We start from the raw sequence: 13684 nt of genomic DNA, 5'->3' as shown, positions 1-13684 counted from the left end.
GGGCATCGGAGGCAGCTGCCCGCACCCCTTAATTGGGATGTGGAGCATATTCTTGGCAGAATTTGACCCTGTGGAACCACACGGAACACTTGAAACACCCATCTCGCCGTTTGTAGATCTTGAACGCGAGACCTGGGCGCGGCTCTCTGACCAAATGGAGCAGCCACTAAACGAAGCTGACATTGAACGCCTTCGTGGCCTTGGTGATGAACTGGACCTGCAAGAGGTACGGGACGTCTACCTGCCACTGAGCCGCCTGTTGTATCTCTACGTCGAAGGCGCCGGAGCGACACACCAGGCTACAACTACATTCCTTGGTGAGCAGACCACCCGCACGCCATTCGTGATTGGTGTGGCCGGCTCTGTTGCCGTAGGTAAATCAACCACCGCCCGCGTATTGCAGGAAATGTTGCGCCGCTGGCCACAGACCCCTGACGTTCAGTTGATTACCACCGATGGATTCTTGTACCCCAACGCTGAACTTGAACGCCGGGGGATCATGCACCGTAAAGGTTTCCCGGAATCCTACGACCGTCGTGCGTTGCTGAGGTTTGTTTCTGCCGTGAAGTCAGGGGCGCCAGAAGTAAGTACACCGGTGTACTCGCACCTGACGTATGACATTGTTCCGGGGGCACACAACGTTGTGCGTCGCCCGCAGGTACTTATTGTTGAGGGACTGAACGTTCTGCAGCCAGCCCGTACGCGTTCTGATGGAACCGTTGGTTTGGCTCTGAGTGACTTCTTCGATTTCTCGGTTTATGTGGATGCCCGCACGAGCAACATTGAAGAGTGGTACATCAAGCGGTTCATGCGTCTACGCTCCGGCGCTTTCGCAGATCCGGCCAGCTATTTTCATAAGTACTCACTACTCACGGACGAAGAAGCTCGTGAAACGGCTCACGGCATTTGGAAGCGAATCAACGAGCCCAATCTGAAAGAAAACGTGTTGCCCACCCGAGGACGTGCGCAATTAGTTCTGCGCAAATCTGCGGATCACTCGGTACGCCGCATGCTTTTGCGTAAGATCTAGCCTGAAGTTCTTGAGGCGTCAAAGATTCCAGCAAATAAACACAACCTGAGAGTTTTCCGAATTTAAGGATTTCATTTGGAGATTTGCGCTTGATCCTGTGCTCAGGCTGTGTATGCTCTAAACATGCTTAAAGGTTTCCGCGATTTTATTATGAAGGGCAACGTTGTCGATCTGGCCGTTGCTGTTGTGATCGGTGCTGCCTTCGGCGCCGTAGTTACCGCTCTTGTAGACAACATCTTGATGCCACTGATCGCTGCATTGGTGGGTTCCCCAAACTTCGACAGCTTCCTGCTGCTGAACATCAACGGTGTAGATATCAAGTTCGGCGTCTTCCTGACCGCACTTGTTAACTTCCTGCTCATCGCTGCTGCTGTTTACTTCGCACTGGTACTGCCAATGCAGAAGGTCAACGAGAAGCTTGCAGCTCGCCGTGGCCTGACCGAAGAAGAAGCAGAGGAAGAGCCGGACCCACAGCTGGCTATCCTGGAGCAGATTCGCGACGAACTGAAGAACCTGCGCTAAACGATCCATTCAACCGTTTCTAGGGGACGGATTGAAGCATTGAAAAATGCTTTGATCCGTCTCTTCTAGCTTTAACTAACAGATGTGCCGTACGGCGCAGGCAGTATCACAGCAACGCGGGCGGAAAAGTGGGAAGATAAATAGGTGAACTCTGAAGCGCTTGAAGAAAGCAACATGGGCCCCAGCACCGAGAATGCGCAGAGCAACGGTTTTGAACGCCGGGCGGTAATTGACCTTTCGGCCATCCGTAACAACGTTAAGCAGATTTCTGACGTCGTCGCTCCAGCCGCAGTAATGGCCGTCGTCAAAGCCGACGCTTACGGCCACGGCGCAATTCCAGTAGCAAAAGCAGCAGTAGAAGGCGGTGCGAGCTGGCTCGGCTGCGCGCACGTCACCGAGGCACTCGTCCTGCGCGAAGCAGGACTCGAAACGCCCATCCTGGCCTGGTTGCATACCGAAGACACTCCATTTGAGGCTGCCGTTGATGCCCGCCTTGATCTTGGCGTTTCAGGGTGGGAATTAGAACGCGTAGCTGCCGCTGCGCGCTCCGTGCAAACCCCAGCACGTATTCATTTGAAGATTGACACCGGATTGGGTCGCAACGGATCCACCATGGATGCCTTCCCTGATTTGCTGAACCGTGCGAACGAGTTCCAAGAAGAAGGGCTGTTGCGCGTGGTCGGTCTGTTTTCGCACCTAGCAGTGGCTGATGAACCGGAGCGCCCAGAAACTGATGAGCAGCTGGCCCTGTTCAGCAAGGCTATCGAGATGGTAGAAGCTGCTGGTTTTGACCTAGAAGTCCGCCATATCGCTAACACTCCTGCCATCTTGTCGCGTCCAGATGCACACCATGACATGGTGCGCCTGGGCCTTGGACTCTATGGCTTGAGCCCGTTCGAAAATGACTCGCCCGAGAGCCTGGGCCTGCACCCAGCGATGAAGGTTGTTACCCGCGTTGCTAACGTCAAGAAGGTCCACGCTGACCAAGGTGTTTCTTACGGTTTGAACTACAGAACCGAAGGTGAAACTTATCTTGGCCTGATTCCGATGGGCTACGCCGACGGACTTCCTCGTATCGCCACCGGTGCTCCTGTGACCGTCAATGGACGTAGTTACCCTGTGCGCGGACGCATTGCCATGGACCAGTGCGTCATTGACCTGGGACCAGAGATTGATCCGGCCGACCTCCTTGGTGCAGAGGCGATCATCTTCGGCGCAGGTGGGCAATCGGTGAACACCTGGGCGCATGCCTCCAACACCATCAACTACGAAGTTGTTACCCGCATCTCGCCTCGTGTGCCTCGCTTCTATGTTGAAGGTAGCTGGGGTGAAGCCGGTGAGTGAGAACAACCAAGAAATTACGATTCAGCTCACTGACCTGACACAGACCGAAGCCCTTGGCCAAGCGCTGGGCGCTGGGCTGAAAGCTGGAGATCTAGTAATCCTCACTGGTGCCTTGGGCGCAGGGAAGACCACGCTGACCCAATCGCTGGGTATAGGACTAAACGTACGCGAAGGAATCATTTCTCCGACCTTCGTCCTAGCTCGCCAGCACCCGTCCCTTGGTGATGGACCGACACTGATCCACGTGGATGCTTATCGCCTCAAGGACCAAAACGACGTAGACACCCTAGACCTAGAATCAACGCTGGCTGACTCGGTTACCGTTGTTGAGTGGGGACTAGGCAAGGTTGAGCACCTGACCGACTCACGTCTAGAAATTCAGTTAGACCGCGAAGTCAACACGTCGACTGTAGAAAATCCGTGGGAAGAATCCGAAGAAGAATTGGATGAGCCAAGAGAGTTCACGCTCAAGGCAATTGGCCCGCGCTGGGATGCAAACAACTTTGCTCAACTGAAAGAAAACTTGCTGTCCGTAATCTCGGCACAGCACTCCGGAGAGAAACATGCCTAACTATCTGTCAATTGACACCTCGGCGCATACCTCGGTAGCACTGGTAGATTCCGCTACTGGTTCAGTTATCGCCCAGAAGACCTCGCCTAAAGGTAACGACCAGACCGAAACCCTGTCCGTATACGTACGAGATCTTCTGGCGGAGAATATTGTAAAGGGCAAAGACCTAGATGGTATCTTTGTCGGCGTGGGCCCAGGTCCTTACACCGGGCTACGCGCCGGACTCGTTGCGGCCCGTACCTTTGGTTTCGTCTGGAATGTACCGGTCCACGGTGTCATGTCTCTGCACGCGCTCGCAGAGCGAGCTGTCCAGTCTGGCAACGTACCAGAAGAATTCATTGTTGCTTCTGATGCCAGGCGCAAGGAAGTGTACTGGGCTCGCTATAACCAGATCGGCGAAATCCTTGACGGACCACATGTTGCTTCCGCCTCGACGCTGCCAGCGCTCTCGGTCTTTGGTGTAGGTGCCGGGCTGTACACGGAACAGCTTCAAGCTGCCGGTGCTCAGCCACAGGAACAGTCATTTGAGTGGATCGCGGATGCCGCGAATCTTGCTCTGCGTGGCATTGCTGATCTGGCTGCAGGCAAGGATCTGAGCGACACCGCGCCACAATATCTTCGCGAGTCTGACGCCCAAGTTCCTGCCTTCATGAAGCAGGTCAAAGCATGAGCGTGACTTTGCGTGAAATGACCGTCAGCGATATTCCCGCAGTTCACCAGCTAGAGACCGAACTTTTCCCTGAAGATGCATGGCCTGTTGCTGCCTTTGAATCAGAACTGGCTCAAGTTGAAACCCGCAACTACTGGGTGTACGAAAACGACGGCACGGTTGTTGGTTATGCGGGATTGTGCACGGTGCTGCCGATTAGTGATGTGCAGACCATTGCCATCAGTCCTGAATTTCAGGGACGAGGCCTAGGCCGTAAGTTGCTGACCTTGCTCATTGACACCGCGCGAGAACGAAAAGCGCTGGATGTCATGTTGGAAGTCCGCTTTGATAATCCCAACGCTATTGGACTGTATGAATCCATGGGGTTTGTAACCATTCACCGTCGCGTGGGCTACTACAAGGGTGGCGTAGACGCACTGATCATGAGGCTGCAATTGGACGCCGGTCAGGGACAAGAGGAAGAACCAAACGCATGAGCACCACAGATCCTATTGTTCTAGGCATTGAATCCTCTTGTGATGAGACCGGCGTAGGCATTGTGCGTGGCAACAAGCTGCTGGCCAATGCTGTGTCCAGCTCCATGGATGAGCACGTGCGCTTTGGTGGCGTGATTCCAGAGATCGCGGCCCGCGCACACTTGGAAGCTTTTGTCCCAACCTTGCAGTCTGCACTGGATACTGCGGAACTGACCTTGGATGACATTGATGCCATTGCCGTGACCAGCGGACCAGGACTGGCAGGAGCCTTGATGGTTGGTGTCTCTGCCGCGAAGGCGTTGGCGTTGGCTGCCGACAAGCCTTTGTACGGTATCAACCACTTGGTGGCACACGTTGGCGTCGGTGTTCTTGAAGGAACCGTCCTACCGCCAACCTTTGGTGCGTTGTTGGTTTCTGGTGGACACACCGAAATCTTGAAGGTCGCCTCGCTGACCAATGACGTGCAGTTATTAGGCTCTACCATTGATGATGCGGCGGGCGAAGCCTATGACAAGACAGCTCGGTTGCTTGGACTCGGATACCCAGGCGGTCCGGCCATTGATAAGGCGGCCAAGGACGGAGACCGGAAGGCCTTCCGTTTCCCACGAGGACTGACCTTGCCTAAATTTGTGGGCAGTGAAGAGAATCCTGGCAAGCACCGCCATAACTTCTCCTTCTCGGGACTGAAGACCGCAGTAGCGCGCTGTGTTGAACACTTTGAAGCCAACGGAGAAGAAGTGCCGGTGGCAGACATCGCCGCGTCCTTCCAAGAAGCCGTAGTTGACGTCATTACCTCTAAGGCTGTCCGGGCGATGCAAGAGGAAGGGCTAAAAACTGTTCTTCTTGGTGGAGGAGTAGCGGCCAACACTCGTCTGCGAGAACTGCTCGCAGCACGCTGTGCATCTGCAGATATCACACTGGTGGTTCCACCGTTCAGCCTGTGCACCGACAACGGCGGTATGGTTGCTGCCCTTGGGGCGCAGCTGGTTGCAGCCGGTGTTGCACCATCTGGACTGGAATTCGCCACAGACTCATCGCAGCCGGTGACCAATATTGTGTTGAGCTAGTCTGCGCCGATTTCGTAGCGACAACAATATTGTCGTTGACATCTTTAGTACGCCTCCGTTTCTGCGTTTCTCAGCGTAGGAACGGAGGCGTTTTGCATCTGTTGTTGGTAGAACCGCTGTGTAGAAACCGTACTGTCGCTGAGCCGGCGAACGCGTTCTTAGATGAGGGGACTCACCTGGACGGATGATTGAGAAATGACCATTCCCAGGTTGCACCCCATGCTTTTGTACCCTCAAAAAACTGTCAAAGAAAACTTTGCTTAACCGGTTGACCAAATGTGACTAGCGCCACTAGGGTTAGTGCTTAACCGATTAACCTAAAGACAGGCAAGTCATGACAGCACAAGGGTTCTACCGGCCCAATGGAGCGTGGGTAGGCGATGTTATTCCGTGGCAAGAAGACGGAGCCTTCCATCTCTTCTATCTCCATGAAGACCGTGGAGCATCTGGTGGCGGCATGCCATGGCATCGTATCTTGACCGATGACGTTGTGAATTTCCGCGAAACCGGAGAATCAATCGCATCCGGTGGTTTAGAAGCTGATGACTACAACGTCTACACCGGCAGTATTGTCCTAGACGCCAACGGAAAACATCATGCGTTCTACACCGGGCAGAACCCAAACCGCCTTGGTGAAGATGGTCGTCCATTGCAGCTCGCGATGCACGCAACCAGCACCGACGGAATGAAATCTTGGCAGCGTCACCCTGAGGATACCTTCGGAGCAACGACTGGCTACGAGTCCGGTGACTGGCGAGATCCATACGTATTTTGGGATGCCGAGTCAGACCTGTGGCGCATGCTCATCACAGCCCGCCATAATAGCGGTGCAGAGCGACGACGCGGAGTCATTGCACAGTGCACCTCTACAGATCTCTCTACATGGGAACCAATAGAACCTTTCTGGGATCCTCGACGCTACATTGCCCATGAATGCCCAGAGGTCTTCCAGTGGGGAGGCTGGTGGTATCTCGTCTATTCGGAATTCAGTGATGCATTCACCACCCGCTACCGGATGGCACGTAGCCTGAACGGTCCGTGGATTGTCCCTGAATACGACACCTTGGATGGACGGGCTTACTACGCATCCAAGTCTGCTGAACGTGATGGACGTCGATTTTTCTTTGGATGGATTGCATCAAAAGAAAATTCCTGTGACGCCGGCGCCTGGCAGTGGGCAGGAACGCTCTCGGTTCTGGAAGCTGAACAACGAGAAGACGGAACCCTGGCCTTCCACCCGCCACAGGAACTGCGTTCAACTTTCCAAGAAGAACAAGCCGCTTTCAGCGCAGGAACCCGTTTGGTAGCTCTGGATGGTTACGCGGATGTAGTCACACAAGAAGACACCTCATCTTCCTTCCGGCTACGTGCTCACTTTGAGATCGAAGAGGGTACCAGGGAGGTAGGAGTTCTGCTGCGGGCTAGCGCCGACGGCGATGAAGGATACGCCCTGAAGCTAGAACCACAACGAAATCGACTGGTCTTGGACCGCTGGCCTCGCCGGGTTCCAGGTCCAGAACAATGGCATATCAACGGAGACGTGCCCTTTGCCATTGAACTCGAACGGCCCTGCCTGATCGGCCCGGGCTCGCACGAGCTAGACGTCATTGTTGACGGGAACCTCTGTGTCGCAACCCTGGATGATGCAACGGTTCTGAGTACACGACTGTATGACCGACCTACCGGTCGGGCCGGAGCCTTTGTTGGCGAAGGCGCGGTCACCATTTCCCAGTTCACCATCGCAACGCGTGACAGCGGGTCAAGCGCCGATGTAGCCACTGAAAGCAGAGCCTTCACTCCTTCGGCCTGACGACGCCAATCGCCAGCCATCCACTTGCACTACGACTTCAATGGAGAATCTCATGATGTCCAAGACAGCTCGCCGTTTTAAGTTCTTGCCGTTCCTCGCCGCTACCGCTCTGGTGCTATCCAGCTGCGGTGGAAGCTCAGGCGCTGACCCAACCAACGTGAATCCCGAGGGCGACATTAAGCCTCGCGAAATCTCCTGGTTGCTCTCACGTCCGGCTGATGGTGGTGTGATAACGACGATGGAGAAAATTGCTGACGAATATGCAAAAGACCACCCTGGTTTTTCACTGAATCTGATCACCACACCGGATCGTCCGTCCTACATTCAGAAGTATGAGACCTTGGCGGCAGCGAAGAAACTGCCTGAGCTATTTGATACTGATGCCACACCATTTGCGCAGAAGCTCGCTCAAACCGGACAGATGATTGACGTAGACAAGCTGTTGACGGACCTGAATTTGGGCGATGAGTACCGTGAAGCCGCGCTGAACTACCAGCGCTTTGACGACGGTTCCCTCTACATGGTTCCTTTCGAATTCCAGCTGGAATTCTTCTGGTACAACAAAGATGTCTTCAAGAACGCAGGCGTTGACGTTCCAAAGTCACTCGATGACTTCCCCGCCATGTGCAAGGCGCTAAAGGAAGAAGGCATCACGCCTATTGCACTAGATGGCAAAGACCAATGGCCACTGGAACGCTACATGTCCTACTATCCATTCCGCATGTCCGGACCGGAGTACGTGCAGAAGCTGAAGACCGGTGAAGCCAAGTTCTCGGACCCAGAAGGAAAAGCCGCAGCGCAGTGGCTCTCGGATCTGGGCCAGGCCGGCTGCTTCCAGAAGGGCTTCTCTTCAGCCGGATATTCCGATGCGCAGGGACTGTTCACAAGCGGCAAGGCCGGTGTCTACAACATCGGAACCTGGGAGCTAAACAACTTGGCCACCGATACTCTGGATGCCAAAGTTCGAGATGACGTTGACTACTTCACGCTGCCAACCATCGAAGGTTCAGCCACAGCTGCCAACGAATACGTGAGCCCATCCGGTATCGGGATGGCAGTCAACGCACAGACCTATGACCCACTGGTCCGCGACTTCCTCGCCTTCGCACTAGAGCGCTACCCAGAACTCTACGCATCCACCGGTGCACTCTCACCAACCACCGGCGCCAAGACCACCGTGCCAAAGAAGGCCACTAAGCTCTATGACCAGGCCATCAAGCAAGCCGATGATGTGGGCAGCAAGATCGCCATGCCGTGGGATACCCAGCTGGACCCAGCTACCAACACGCGTCTGCAGCAGGAACTGACTCTGCTGGTCCAAGGAGACATCACCCCAGATGAGTTTGTCACCACCATGGACGCTTCTCTGAAGGAGAATGTCGGTGAGTAGCATCGTAGAAAGTGCTCCTGCTACGCGTCCGGCGCGCGCTCGCCGGACGCGGAAGAAGGCACCAGCTTCCATGTTGCCCCGCCGTTCCAAGCTATCGGTGGCCATCTTCCTGTTGCCACCACTAGTGATCTACGGCGTTGCAGTTCTTCTGCCTATCGTTCAGTCGCTGTTCCTGAGCTTCTTCAAATGGGACGGCATCACCAACATGAAGTTTGTTGGTCTGGATAACTACATAAAGATGCTTTCCCGTGATGATGTCTTCTGGACAGCATTTGCCAACGCAGTAGGTTACCTGGTGATCTGCTTGGTCCTGCAGCTTGGGGGAGCGCTGATAGTTTCAAGCCTGCTCACCGCGCTGCCCAAGGCCCGCGAACTGGTCAAGACCTTGTACCTGTTGCCCGCAGTGATTTCCACTGTGGCTATTGGCTTCTTGTTCCTTCGGATCTATTCACTGGAGCCAGTAGGCATGCTCAACCAGTTGCTTGAGTGGGTCGGCCTCGGCCAGTTCCAAACTGCGTGGCTCTCAAATGTTCAGACCGTACTTGCCGCGGTATCCATCCCTGAAGGCTGGCGTTACACCGGCCTGTACATGCTGATCATTTACGCGGCACTCATTTCGGTTCCACGAGAACTCGAAGAGGCAGCACGCTTGGATGGCGCCTCATGGTGGCAGGTCTTCTGGAACGTCCGCTTCCCACACATTCGACCGGTCTGGACCACAACCACCATCATGGCAACCACCTTCGCCTTGCGTGGATTCGATATTCCATACCTGCTCACCAACGGCGGTCCTGGACAGTCTTCGGAACTGCTGACCACTTACATGTACAAGACGGCTTTTGTGCACACTGATTATGGTTACGCCAGTGCCATTTCAGTATTCATTGTGATTGAGTGCCTCGTTGCCGTTGGACTGATCCTGCTGATGCTGCGCCGAAAGGACAACTCATGACTACAACGCTGGAAGTGGACAAGAAGGTAACCATGACTGAGCCCTCCTTCGAAAATCAGCCGCAGCCTAGGTCGAGAAAGCCGCGACGGCTTAAAATCCAACGCAACTTGCTGACTCTCACCATCGTACTGATTGTCATCGTGCAGGTTTACCCACTTGTGTGGATGTTCCTCACCAGTTTTAGAACGGCATCTGATTTTGCTGGTGGCAACGCGTTCTCCTGGCCGAGTGAATTCACGCTAGAAAACTACTCCAGAGCGTTTGCTACTGGAGATCTCGGTATGAATATCGTCAACTCGCTGATTGTCACCTTGGGCGCCAGTGCACTAATTGTTATCGCCGGCATGATGGCAGCGTTTGCCTTGGAAGTCTTGGGCTTTAGACTGAGCAATTTGGTCCGTGCACTATTTATGCTGGGCATCATTGTTCCGGTACAGATTGCCTTGGTGCCACTGTTCATTGACTATTCAAAAGTGGGATTGCTAGACACCCACCTGTCGATGATTATCCCGTTGGCGGCCTTCTCTATGCCGATGTCCATCTACCTGTTCTCGTCGTTCTACGGATTCATTCCTCGAGAAACCTATGAGGCAGCTTCCTTGGATGGCGCTGGCCCATACCGAATCTTTACCCAGATCACCTTCCCGCTCTCGCTGAATACCATCGTCACCGTGGTGCTGGTGAACAGTATCTTCATCTGGAACGATTTCATTTTCGCCAATACCTTTGTGCTCTCCGACGGACTGAAGACCATTCCGCTAGGCTTGCAGAATTACATTGGCGCGATGGGCAATACCGACTGGACGGCAACCTTTGCGGCGGTCTGCGTTTCCGTCACGCCACTGCTCCTGGTCTTCCTTGTTCTGAACAAGGCAATGATCCAGGGACTTGAGAGTGGAGCAACCAAGGGATGATCAAAGACAGATCAAGCAAACATGGTGCACCCGTCACCATGAAAGACATTGCCAAAGAAGCCGGTGTTTCAGTAGCAACTGTCTCGCACGTAGTGAACAACAAACCAGGCGCACGCATCGGAGAGGAAACCAGACAACGTGTCCATGAAGCGGTAGAACTTTTGGGATATCGAACCAACGCATTGGCCAAGAACCTGTCTTCAGGATCTTCACGGTTCATTGGCCTCGTGGCGGATGCCATTGCAACCACACCTTTCGCCGGTCAGATTATTCATGGTGCCCAAGACGAAGCGTGGAAGCACGGATACGTTTTACTCGTAGCCAATACGGACGGTAACCAAGCAGCTGAATCAGATGCGATAGCTATGATGTTGGAACACCAAGTGCGGGGGATTCTTTATTCCACTTGGTACCACCGCGAAATAGAGGTCCCGGATCCACTGCTGCAGACAGATACGGTCCTCGTGAACTGTTTCTCCACGGGAAGCGGTTTGCCAGCGGTTGTACCGGATGAGGAACAAGGGGGAAAGACCGCAACTCAAGAACTCATCGCGTCGGGACACCAACGGATTGCCTTCATCAATACGACCACGCCGTCACCAGCATTGACTGGACGGTTGGCCGGGTACCGTTCAGCACTTGAAGACGCAGGCGTTGCCTATGACAAGTCACTGGTCATTCCTGCGACCCCTGAACAAGAAGGAGGATACGAAGCAACAACCGCAGTTGTTGCGTCGGGCGCCACCGCAGTCTTCTGCCATAACGACCGTGTGGCCATGGGCCTTTACGACGGGCTAAGAGTACGTGGATTGGACGTACCCACAGACGTTTCCGTAGTTGGCTTTGATAATCAGGAAGTCATTGCGGCGCACCTAAGGCCACCGTTAACCACCGTGGCGCTGCCTCACTATGAACTTGGTGCCGCTGGCATCCGGGTTCTTCTAGGCATTGATCCAGAACAGGACAAAGGCACGTATTTGATTGACTGCCCCGCCATTCGACGACAGTCGGTCTGAGAAGACTTCAAGATCACCGGCAACAATCGCTGGCCCCCTCAAACTTTTCTCCTCCTGACCGCGCAGCGACGCGCGTGTCAGATACAGGAAGGAACGCGCAATGATGCACGAAATTTCCCGACGTAGTCTGTTTCAAATCGCAGGCATAGGAGCACTCGGACTTGGCGCTGCCAGTTCACTGCCCATTGCAGCACGAGCCGCAATCTCTCAACGGGCATTTTATCATATGACTCCACCTGCTGGATGGTTATGTGATCCTCAACGTCCGGTGTTCCTCAACGGTGCATACCACCTCTACTATCTGCATTCAGATGTGAACAACGGTCCTGGAGACTGGGACCACGCAACCACCACTGATGGAGTTTCATTCACTCATCACGGAGTAGCTATAGGGCAGAAACCAAACTTTCCCGTCTGGACTGGCTCTAGTGTTATCGATGAAAAGAACACCGCTGGGTTTGGGGCGGGGGCATTGGTTGCTCTGGCGACACGGCCGACCGATGGCGTCCGCAAATACCAAGAACAGTATCTCTATTGGTCAACAGACGGAGGATACACATTCAACGGCTTGTCAGAACCGGTCATCGTCAACACTGATGGTCGTAGCGCCACCACTCAGGCCGAGATTGAGAACGCAGAGTGGTTCCGAGATCCCAAGATTCACTGGGACTCTGCGCGCAATGAATGGGTGTGTGTCATTGGGCGGGCACGCTACGCAGTCTTTTACACGTCAAAGAATTTGCGCGAATGGCAGCTGAAACGAAACTTTGACTTTCCGAATCATGAATTGGGAGGCATTGAATGTCCGGACCTCTTCGAAATGACAGCGGATGACGGAACTCGCCACTGGGTTCTAGGAGCCAGCATGGATGCATACAGTATTGGTCTGCCGATGACCTACGCGTACTGGACAGGGGAGTGGGACGGAGAGCAATTCATCGCTGATGACATTGAACCACAGTGGCTGGACTGGGGATGGGACTGGTACGGAGCAGTCTCCTGGCCTTCGGAACAAGACCCTGACACGAAGCGGTTGGCCATAGGCTGGATGAACAACTGGAAGTACGCAAACCGTGAGGTACCAACGGATGCCAGCGACGGATACAACGGTCAAAACTCTATCGTGCGAGAACTGGAAATCTCCAAACAGGGTGATGGGCGGTATGCGTTGCTCAGCAATCCCATCAAAGCCTTGTCCAGCCACGCCACAGCAACGCACTCCTTTGATGACCAAAATGTTGACGGCAGCTTCCTGCTTCCGTGGAATGGACGTGCCTACGAACTAGAACTGGACATTGCGTGGGACTCTGCGACGAACGTTGGTGTTTCAGTTGGACGTGCTGCTGACGGAACTCGACACACAAATATCGGGAAATACGGCAGCGAGTTATACGTCGACCGGAGTCCGTCAAACCAGACCGGATTCGAACTGAGTCCTTACACCAGGGCAGCTGCGCCTATCGATGCTGGCGCCCGCTCGGTACACTTGCGAATCTTCGTGGATACGCAGAGCGTGGAAGTCTTCGTCAACGCCGGTCATTCGGTGATCTCGCAACAGGTTCACTTCGCAGACGGGGACAGCGGCGTATCGTTCTACACTGATGGTGGAGTAGCGAGGTTCTCGGGGATTATGGTGCGGGAGTTTGGGGAGCGGATCTGATTCTTGAGTAGGTAAAATGAAAAACTGGCTGCTGTGTTGAGCAAATGACAACAGGAAGTTCCCACTACGATCGCGCTCTAGAAGGAGTTGTATGGTGGTCACAATCTGACCTCCAACTTCGTCGACCAAGAGGATTGTTTCGTTTCGAATCTCGCCAAGCGCAACTTCAATGACACTGAGAGTATTATCTGCCCAATTAACTGGTCTGTCCTAGTTAGAGCAGGACAGGATTCCTAGACCGGATAGGTGGCAAATCAGTGAA

Annotated in this window: 13 protein-coding genes; all 13 read left to right on the top strand. The window is 54.2% G+C overall.

Annotated elements, in window-relative coordinates:
* The first annotated feature begins 37 nt into the window (after positions 1 to 37).
* Positions 38 to 1030, top strand: a complete 993-nt coding sequence (coaA, locus tag FJV47_RS03190) for a type I pantothenate kinase (protein WP_370514900.1) — start codon at positions 38 to 40, stop codon at positions 1028 to 1030.
* Positions 1031 to 1153: 123 nt separating this feature from the next.
* Entirely contained in the window at positions 1154 to 1552 is a 399-nt protein-coding gene (gene mscL, locus FJV47_RS03185; protein ID WP_159609921.1) for a large conductance mechanosensitive channel protein MscL, read from the top strand.
* A 144-nt stretch (positions 1553 to 1696) separates the two neighbouring features.
* Positions 1697 to 2896 carry an alanine racemase gene (alr, locus tag FJV47_RS03180; protein ID WP_370514898.1) on the top strand — a complete coding sequence of 400 codons (1200 nt, stop codon included), beginning with the start codon at positions 1697 to 1699 and terminating at the stop codon, positions 2894 to 2896.
* Positions 2889 to 3467 carry a tRNA (adenosine(37)-N6)-threonylcarbamoyltransferase complex ATPase subunit type 1 TsaE gene (tsaE, locus tag FJV47_RS03175; RefSeq protein WP_235026316.1) on the top strand — a complete coding sequence of 193 codons (579 nt, stop codon included), beginning with the start codon at positions 2889 to 2891 and terminating at the stop codon, positions 3465 to 3467. Before alr ends, tsaE begins: the two co-directional genes overlap by 8 nt.
* Complete coding sequence (gene tsaB / locus FJV47_RS03170) at positions 3460 to 4137, top strand: tRNA (adenosine(37)-N6)-threonylcarbamoyltransferase complex dimerization subunit type 1 TsaB (RefSeq protein ID WP_159609917.1); 678 nt, start codon at positions 3460 to 3462, stop codon at positions 4135 to 4137. The genes tsaE and tsaB overlap by 8 nt, the downstream gene beginning before the upstream one ends.
* Positions 4134 to 4613: a ribosomal protein S18-alanine N-acetyltransferase gene (gene rimI / locus FJV47_RS03165; RefSeq protein ID WP_159609915.1), complete on the top strand. Its 480-nt coding sequence runs from the start codon at positions 4134 to 4136 to the stop codon at positions 4611 to 4613. The genes tsaB and rimI overlap by 4 nt, the downstream gene beginning before the upstream one ends.
* The gene (gene tsaD / locus FJV47_RS03160) at positions 4610 to 5680 is read left to right on the top strand and encodes a tRNA (adenosine(37)-N6)-threonylcarbamoyltransferase complex transferase subunit TsaD (protein WP_159609913.1); all 1071 of its coding nucleotides are present in this window, start codon (positions 4610 to 4612) and stop codon (positions 5678 to 5680) included. Before rimI ends, tsaD begins: the two co-directional genes overlap by 4 nt.
* A 334-nt stretch (positions 5681 to 6014) precedes the next feature.
* Positions 6015 to 7490 carry a GH32 C-terminal domain-containing protein gene (locus tag FJV47_RS03155; RefSeq protein ID WP_159609911.1) on the top strand — a complete coding sequence of 492 codons (1476 nt, stop codon included), beginning with the start codon at positions 6015 to 6017 and terminating at the stop codon, positions 7488 to 7490.
* Positions 7491 to 7542: 52 nt separating this feature from the next.
* Positions 7543 to 8880: an ABC transporter substrate-binding protein gene (locus FJV47_RS03150; RefSeq protein WP_235026315.1), complete on the top strand. Its 1338-nt coding sequence runs from the start codon at positions 7543 to 7545 to the stop codon at positions 8878 to 8880.
* Between the two features lie 70 nt (positions 8881 to 8950).
* On the top strand, positions 8951 to 9832 hold the full coding sequence (locus tag FJV47_RS03145) for a carbohydrate ABC transporter permease (RefSeq protein ID WP_159610090.1): 882 nt from the start codon (positions 8951 to 8953) through the stop codon (positions 9830 to 9832).
* Between the two features lie 32 nt (positions 9833 to 9864).
* On the top strand, positions 9865 to 10746 hold the full coding sequence (locus FJV47_RS03140) for a carbohydrate ABC transporter permease (RefSeq protein WP_159610088.1): 882 nt from the start codon (positions 9865 to 9867) through the stop codon (positions 10744 to 10746).
* On the top strand, positions 10743 to 11762 hold the full coding sequence (locus tag FJV47_RS03135) for a LacI family DNA-binding transcriptional regulator (RefSeq protein ID WP_159609909.1): 1020 nt from the start codon (positions 10743 to 10745) through the stop codon (positions 11760 to 11762). Before FJV47_RS03140 ends, FJV47_RS03135 begins: the two co-directional genes overlap by 4 nt.
* Positions 11763 to 11862: 100 nt before the next feature.
* Positions 11863 to 13422 carry a glycoside hydrolase family 32 protein gene (locus FJV47_RS03130; protein WP_159609907.1) on the top strand — a complete coding sequence of 520 codons (1560 nt, stop codon included), beginning with the start codon at positions 11863 to 11865 and terminating at the stop codon, positions 13420 to 13422.
* Positions 13423 to 13684: the final 262 nt, after the last annotated feature.

The sequence above is a fragment of the Glutamicibacter sp. JC586 genome, from assembly GCF_009805585.1.
Lineage (GTDB): Bacteria > Actinomycetota > Actinomycetes > Actinomycetales > Micrococcaceae > Glutamicibacter.
Note: the sequence above shows the minus strand (reverse complement) of the source record. Positions and strands in the feature narration are given on the sequence as shown.

Excerpts from the sequence above, each read along its gene's own strand:
- tsaD (WP_159609913.1), top strand. The coding sequence starts at position 4,610 with ATGAGCACCACAGATCCTATTGTTCTAGGCATTGAATCCTCTTGTGAT.
- FJV47_RS03145 (WP_159610090.1), top strand. The coding sequence starts at position 8,951 with ATGTTGCCCCGCCGTTCCAAGCTATCGGTGGCCATCTTCCTGTTGCCA.
- FJV47_RS03130 (WP_159609907.1), top strand. The coding sequence starts at position 11,863 with ATGATGCACGAAATTTCCCGACGTAGTCTGTTTCAAATCGCAGGCATA.
- rimI (WP_159609915.1), top strand. The coding sequence starts at position 4,134 with ATGAGCGTGACTTTGCGTGAAATGACCGTCAGCGATATTCCCGCAGTT.
- mscL (WP_159609921.1), top strand. The coding sequence starts at position 1,154 with ATGCTTAAAGGTTTCCGCGATTTTATTATGAAGGGCAACGTTGTCGAT.
- FJV47_RS03150 (WP_235026315.1), top strand. The coding sequence starts at position 7,543 with ATGATGTCCAAGACAGCTCGCCGTTTTAAGTTCTTGCCGTTCCTCGCC.
- FJV47_RS03135 (WP_159609909.1), top strand. The coding sequence starts at position 10,743 with ATGATCAAAGACAGATCAAGCAAACATGGTGCACCCGTCACCATGAAA.
- FJV47_RS03140 (WP_159610088.1), top strand. The coding sequence starts at position 9,865 with ATGACTGAGCCCTCCTTCGAAAATCAGCCGCAGCCTAGGTCGAGAAAG.
- FJV47_RS03155 (WP_159609911.1), top strand. The coding sequence starts at position 6,015 with ATGACAGCACAAGGGTTCTACCGGCCCAATGGAGCGTGGGTAGGCGAT.
- coaA (WP_370514900.1), top strand. The coding sequence starts at position 38 with ATGTGGAGCATATTCTTGGCAGAATTTGACCCTGTGGAACCACACGGA.
- tsaB (WP_159609917.1), top strand. The coding sequence starts at position 3,460 with ATGCCTAACTATCTGTCAATTGACACCTCGGCGCATACCTCGGTAGCA.